General features: G+C 62.2%; 6 protein-coding genes and 1 pseudogene. 2 read left to right on the top strand and 5 right to left on the bottom strand.

Annotation, left to right across the window (positions count from 1 at the left end; translation table 11 throughout):
- The 5 genes and pseudogenes from EN906_RS17825 to EN906_RS17805 form a co-directional block, all read right to left on the bottom strand.
- A pseudogene (locus tag EN906_RS17825) lies at nt 1–431 on the bottom strand (cytochrome c oxidase subunit II); the annotation flags it as partial.
- Complete coding sequence (locus EN906_RS17820) at nt 428–961, bottom strand: c-type cytochrome (protein ID WP_127268117.1); 534 nt, start codon at nt 959–961, stop codon at nt 428–430. The gene EN906_RS17820 and the pseudogene EN906_RS17825, both read right to left, overlap by 4 nt.
- Entirely contained in the window at nt 958–1,749 is a 792-nt protein-coding gene (locus tag EN906_RS17815; protein ID WP_236383251.1) for a substrate-binding domain-containing protein, read from the bottom strand. Before EN906_RS17815 ends, EN906_RS17820 begins: the two co-directional genes overlap by 4 nt.
- A gap of 58 nt (nt 1,750–1,807) precedes the next feature.
- Nucleotides 1,808–3,688, bottom strand: coding sequence for a methanol/ethanol family PQQ-dependent dehydrogenase (locus tag EN906_RS17810; protein WP_127271841.1), 1,881 nt, complete (start codon nt 3,686–3,688; stop codon nt 1,808–1,810).
- The gene (locus EN906_RS17805; RefSeq protein ID WP_127271842.1) at nt 3,685–4,389 is read right to left on the bottom strand and encodes a heme-binding protein; all 705 of its coding nucleotides are present in this window, start codon (nt 4,387–4,389) and stop codon (nt 3,685–3,687) included. Before EN906_RS17805 ends, EN906_RS17810 begins: the two co-directional genes overlap by 4 nt.
- Before the next feature lie 769 nt (nt 4,390–5,158).
- On the opposite strand from EN906_RS17805, the gene EN906_RS17800 reads away from it, so the two are divergent.
- A complete protein-coding gene (locus tag EN906_RS17800; protein ID WP_127268546.1) occupies nt 5,159–6,202 on the top strand; it encodes a LacI family DNA-binding transcriptional regulator in 1,044 nt (347 codons plus the stop codon).
- A gap of 32 nt (nt 6,203–6,234) precedes the next feature.
- Nucleotides 6,235–6,654 (top strand): heme-binding protein, encoded by a 420-nt coding sequence (locus tag EN906_RS17795; RefSeq protein WP_127268547.1) that lies wholly within the window; start codon nt 6,235–6,237, stop codon nt 6,652–6,654.

The following is a 6,654-nucleotide window of genomic DNA, read 5'->3' as shown; positions in this document are numbered from 1 at the left end:
AAAAAAAAAAAAGCATCCTCGTAGCGCAACTCCCACCACCACTGGTGCCCGGTCACCCTGATTGTCAGCACAGCCTCCGAGCCTATCGCAGCCAGCGTCCTGTTGGCGAAAAAGCTTAGCATCTTCAGTCCGATCAGGATGATGGCGGTCAGCCCGACGGCGGACGCGACCACGCGCATCTTGCGGCGTTCGGCCGCTTCGTCGAGTAAGAGGGGTTCATCGCCGGGACGCGATCGCATAACCAGCGGTGCTGCGAGAGCGATCATCACCAGCACCCACACAACCGCGCAAAGCGCGGTGAAGAACCAGATCAGCCAAGCCAACTCGCCGGCTGCGGGGCCTTTCGGATCCAGCGCCGACTGCCAGCCTGCGCATCCCTGCAGAAGAAGCAGGACACAGAGGGCGAAGGCCACCGAGGCCGGGCGCTTCACGGTGATTTGCCCAGTGTCGCGGCATCCGGCAGACGGTTTTCCGAGGGATGCACCATCATGCCGTCATTGCGTTGCGGCGCGGCGGAGGAGGGCGCGTTGCCGCCCAGTGCACGCACATATGCCGCCAGCTCCCATATCTGGTCATCGGGTATCTTCTGGCCGAAGCTCGGCATCCCGTTCGGCCTGCCGTCGCGGATCGTGGCGTGGATGCTTTCGATCGAGCTGCCGTAGAGCCACTTCTCGTCCATGAGCGCCGGGCCCATGCCGCCACCGCCATTGGCATGGCAGCCCGAGCAGTTGAACCAGCCGAACAGGCGTTTGCCCTCGCTCATGTGGAAGGCGTTGGCCTCGAAGCTCGCCGCCTTGTTATCGGTGGGGGAGGGTCGCTGTCCGCCCGGCTCCAACGTGGTCACGGGCGTCGGCTGCTCACCTGAGCCGAGTGCCGATTGCGGTCGCGTGTCGCGCTCCTCGCGCTGGCAGGCGACCAGGGCCAGCGTCAAGGGCAGTAACATCGCCAGAGCCTGCCTCATCGCGCCGGACTCCCGGCCATGTCCAGACGCGGTACGCCGTATTGCGCCAGAACCGCGTCGATCTCGGCCTTGTGTCTGGCAAGCGCGCTATTCACATCGCCACGCAGCGCATCGTCCTCGCGCCGAACACCCATTGAGATGTCGTACATTAGCGGCAGTTGCGGTCCGTCGATGCGAGGCGTGACCGGCGTGATCCGGAGCGACACCTTTTGCCTCTCGGCGAAATAGCCGGCGAGCGGACCCCAAACCACGGCAAGATCGATCTCGCCGTTCGCAACAGCTTCGACGATGCGCGCCGGAGGGTTGGGAGCGGAGTAGTCGCCATAGACGGGGTAGCCGATGAGGTGCCCGACGATGCCGCGGCGGCCAAGCGCCTGGACAGGCGGCGAGTTGGCGCCGTCGTCGCCGATGAGCTGAACACCGATACGCAATTCTTGCAACCGCGGGTCGTTGAAGGAGGCCACGTCCGGGCCGTCCTGGCGGGTTACGAAGACATAAGACGAACGGTAGTAAGGCGTGGTCGTGCGCAGCATTTCGAGATTGGCAGGCGTGCCGGGCACGAGATCGCAAAGGCCTGCCTTCAGCGTGTTGCGGATGAAGCCACGCCGCTGCGCCCACCAAGTGTACGTCAGCTTGGCGCCGAGATCAGTGGCGATAATTTCCGCGATCCTGTTCTCGAAGCCTTGACCGGCCGCGTTGGAAAACGGCATGTTGTTCGGGTCGGCGCACACTCTCAACTCACGTGGACTGGCAATAGCCGGCAAGAGCAACAAGGCGAGCCCGGCCATGCCGATCGCCACCCGTTGGAACGCCTTTCGCGCCGGACGTACGGTCAAGTCCGATCCATCAAGGCAGCCGGAACACATAAAGCGTGCCTCCCGCCGTGGTAGCGTTCTTTAGATCCTTCATCGCGTTGACGAAGCCAAGTGCCGCGGTGGCATCGCGTGGGTCGAGGTCGCCGGAAACGATGGCACCGGCCCAGCCACCGACGCCTGACAGAATTGCGACATATTGGTGCCCATCGGGGCCGCGATAGGTTATCGGCTGGCCGATGATGCCGGACGATGTCTTGAATTGCCAAAGGAGGTCGCCAGTCCTGGCGCTGACCGCCTTGAACCAGCCTTCCATGGTGCCGTAAAAGACGACATCGCCGGCAGTGACGACGGTGCCGCTCCACACCGGAAAGTTCTCCTTCAGGACCCAGGCCGGCTTGGCGGCGGCAACATCCCAGGCGGTGAAGGCACCACGATTGCCGCCCGGCCCGGGGATCATGCGTACGTTCATGCCGACATAGGGCGTGCCTGCGATGTAGTTTACCTCGACGCCTTCTTCATCCATGCAGAGATTGTTGTGGGGGATGTAGAGCAGGCCGGTCCTCGGCGAAAAGGCCGATGGCTGCCAGTCCTTGAGGCCGGACGCTGTCGGGCAAATGTCTCGCACCACCTTGCCGGTGCCGGTTCTCTTGTCGGGGTTTGCAATCAGGCGGCCGGTCTTCAGGTCGACGCCCTTGCTGGAATTGACCGGGCCATAGGCTGTGGCCGACAGCACCTCGCCAGTGGTCCGATCGAGGATATAGAGGTAGCCGTTGCGTTCCGGTCGGACGAGGACCTTGCGCGGCTTGCCTTGCCAGGTCATGTCCAAAAGGATCTGCTCGTTGATGCCGTCATAGTCATGGAGGTCATGCGGGCTCCACTGATAGAACCACTTCGCCGCTCCGGTATCGGGATCACGCGCGAAAATACCGGACGTCCATTTGTTGTCGCCGGGCCGCAAATCCGGATTCCACGGTCCTGGATTGCCTGTGCCGTGGAAAATCAAGTTCAAGTCCGGATCGTAGGAGATCCAGCCCCACATATTGCCGCCGCCGATCTTCCAGGCTTCCGGCGGCCATGTCGTCACGCCAAGGTCTGTGCCCTTGTCCATGTCATAGTGGGGCTTGAAGTCCGGGCCGATCAGCACATCCTTGTCGGGTCCAGTGCCATAAGCCGTCCAGACAATATGCCCGTCTCCGGCATCCAGCGCCTTGACCCAGCCGCGGACGCCCATTTCGCCGCCGGAATTGCCGACCAAAACTTTGCCCTTCACCACCAGCGGAGCCATGGTGATGGTCTCGCCGATGTTGATGTTGCCGATATGAGCGTTCCAGATCGGTTTGCCTGTGTTGGCGTCGAGGGCGATCGTGTGGCCGTCCAGCGTGTTGAAGAAGATGCGCCCGTCGGCGAAGGCCGCGCCGCGGTTGACGACATCGCAGCAGGCCACCCCTTGTGCCGCCGGCTCGGGGTTGGGCTCGTACTTCCACTTCATCGGCGCGCCGGGCCTGGAAAGGTCGAGCGCGTAGACGATGTTGGGAAAGGGCGTGACGATGTACATGATGTTGCCGACAACCAGCGGCGCTGCTTCCTGGCCCTTGTTCACGCCGGTGGAGAAGGTGAAGGCGACCTGCAGGTTCTTGACGTTGCCTTCGTTGATCTCGGTCAGGTCGCTGAAGCGGGTCGACGCGTAGTTCTTGGCCGGCATTGTCCATTGCCCGTCATCGGGTGGCGCGGCGGCGGCGGGCGGCGCAATAGCCGCCGCCGATGGCGGCTCCGAGGCACCGCTCAGGAATGGGCCGCATGCCAGCAGCATCACCGAGAGTATGCAGGTGCGAAAAGAATTCTCGGTCGCCAATGCGCGGGCGCCTCGTCCTGCGTCAACGCGCGCCGGTGCCGGGTGCAGCGTGCCTTTCATTTGTGGATCGAGCCTCCCACGCCGGCGCCGAGCGCCGCCGCGATGTCAGCCTCGGTACCGGCACAAAGCGGATGGCCCCAACCCGAGGCGCTTTTGCCGCCGGGATCGAGATCGTAGACGATGGCGTCCTTGCGATTGGGATTGACCCCGGCGGGAACCTTGTCGAGGCCGAGCGCCGCGCGAACACGCCAGGCGACATTGTGATCGGCGCATGAGGAATCTCCGGAGACCCCGATCCCTCCGACGATGCTCTTGCCGTCATAGAGGGCAAGCCCGCCGCCAAACACAACGACGCCTCCAATCGGCTTGCCGACAAGGGGATCGCTGGCGCTTCCGAACGTTTTGGGATCGCCCGCATAGGCCGCGGCCTGGTTAACCGGATTGGTCTCCTGCAAGCCGAAAAGCGGCCCGCCAGGTTGCGCCCCCGCGTAGAGATTGGCCGTCGATAGGGCCATTTGCGCCAAGCTGAGCCCATTGGCCGTATTGGCCTTCTCTGCCGCGACGAGGCGACTGCCTGGCCATTGGGAATCGGCGGTGGGACCGCTGAAAGCGATCGCGCACACGGCGCCGTCGCGGGCAACGACAGCCGCCCATTCGTTAGTCTCAAAGCCTCCGTTGGCAGGTCCGCCGCTCGCTTTCACATTGGCCTTGAGGACAGCGAGCAGCTTATCGTGGTGGGCCGGGCAGGGCGCCTGTGCCATGGCTTGGCCCTGTGGGGACAGGCCACCCGCCAACACCAGGCCAAAGGCAGATAAGAAAAGCTGACAGCGGTACATTGTCCTGCCCATTGGTTCGAGCATCAAAGAATCATGGAGCACTCTGTCAGACTGGAGAATGCGAGAAAGAATCCGTGATCCAATGCCGTCGATGTCTAACTTGGGCGATGCAGGTATGTTCCTGCTTTTGGAAAAAATGCACAGTTCCCGTCCGGTGAATGGCAAGGTTGCCGTCTGTCCCGCCGGCTGCCGGCTCATCGCACCTAGTAAGCACTTGGCATTATCGGAGAAGCGGAGCGGTTGCGGGACCATACGGACGATCCACCCGGCAATGAGGGGTTAGCGTAGTCCGGAGTGCTTCGTAGTGGTTTTTCGCAGAAAAACCAACGGTTTGCGGTTCATCTCATTCACAATCGGACCCACATTATCAACTGAAGTCTTCGATTGCCTAAGTCGCTGATTTCTTTGGCCTCGTGCAAATCTGGGTGTAAGGGCAGCAGATCCATCTGACGGTGCTTTGACGGTAATTTTCGTACGCGACTCAACGTTCGAGAAAAGAACCGTCACCCAGTGCTCATGACAATACCTAGACACATATGGTCGTTGTCTTGTTCAGATGGTATCGATAACATGTCCTTCGCGTGGAGTTTGATTCCAAGGGGTGGCTCATGATCGATGCAGGACGCCGCAGAGACCTTGTGACCGAACGTCTAGCGCTTCCCTTGGGCAGGCCTCAGCCGGCCGGTGGAGCGGCATGATGGCCAAGGCTGCCTCATCTAGGCCCCTCGAAAGCCATGCGCCAACTATGGTTGACGTGGCGCTGCGGGCAGGTGTGTCCACCATGACCGTTTCACGCGCCCTGAAAGAGGGCAGCCGGGTTTCCAAGGCGACGCGGGAAAAGATCATGGCTGCGGTCAACGAGCTTGGTTACGTGCTCGACCAGTCAGCCGGTACCCTGTCCTCGCGCAAGACTGGATTTGTTGCTGCAATGGTTCCATCGCTCAACAATTCCAACTTCGCCGACACGGCGCGCGGTATTACGGATGAACTGGAGAGCACGGGACTCCAGCTTCTTCTCGGCTACACCGACTACACGGTCGAGAAGGAGGAAAAGCTGATCGAAGCGATGCTCCGCCGACGGCCGGAAGGCATCATAATGACTGGAGGAGCCCATACGGAGCGCGCCCGCCGCCTTCTTGATAACGCGGGCATCCCGGTAGTCGAAACCTGGGAGTTGCCGTCGAAACCCATCGATCAGGTGGTCGGGTTCTCCAACGAAGAGGCGATGGGGCTTCTCGTCAAAACGCTGGCCAGGAAAGGCTATCGAAAATTCGGCTACATCGGTGGCACGACCTCGCGCGACACGCGCGGCAGCCAGCGGCGCGAAGGCTTTGTCCGAGCCATCGAGGAACTCGGCCTGCCGACCGGCCGGCTTGTCTCCTTCGGCGTGCCACCGATCTCCATCGAACAAGGTGGCCAGGCGGTTGTGAGCATGCTGGAACGCTGGCCGGACACCGAGGCCGTGCTCTGCGTTTCCGATCTCTCGGCCTTTGGCGCGCTGATGGAATGCAAGCGTCGTGGAATGCGGGTCCCGCAGGACATCGCCATTGCCGGCTTTGGCGACTATGAGGTTGCCGCCTTCTGCCATCCCGGCATCACAACCGTGAACGTGGACTGCTATGGCATCGGACAACAAGCTGCCCGCAGGCTTATCCAGATCATCCGCGGCGGCGAAAAGAAGCACGAACAGGAAATCATCCTGACCGGGTATCGCGTCGTCGAGCGCGAAAGCACCTGAACTCCTTCAGCAAATTCCAAAACAGTAAAGGCATAGCGATGTTTCGAAAGACCATCAGCCTCACGCATGACGGCGCGTTGAAAGCCGTGGCTGCCGGAGCCGCACGCGCCGTCACGATAGGGGTGCCGCAATGTCTTGTGGTTGTCGATGCAAGCGGCGAGACCATCGCCAGCCTGCGTATGGACGGCGCACGGTTCCTGAGCCTGCACACGGCGCGGGCAAAGGCGCGCACGGCGGCGTCGATCAACGCCGCCACCGGCGGCATGGCGCCCGAAGCAGCAACCTTGGCTGGGATCGCCTCACAGGGCGGCGTGACCAATTTGCCTGGCGGCCTGCCGATCCGCTTCGATGGCCGCCTGGCGGGCGCCATCGGTGTCGGTTCGGGAACCGGCGAGCAGGATTTCGACGTGGCACGCGCCGCGCTGGCGGCGATCGGCGCCGACGCGATTTAA

Origin of the sequence: Mesorhizobium sp. M7A.F.Ca.CA.004.06.1.1, from assembly GCF_003999135.1 — a bacterium.
In the GTDB taxonomy this organism is placed as follows: Bacteria; Pseudomonadota; Alphaproteobacteria; order Rhizobiales; family Rhizobiaceae; genus Mesorhizobium.
This window is presented reverse-complemented; position numbering and strand designations above follow the sequence as displayed.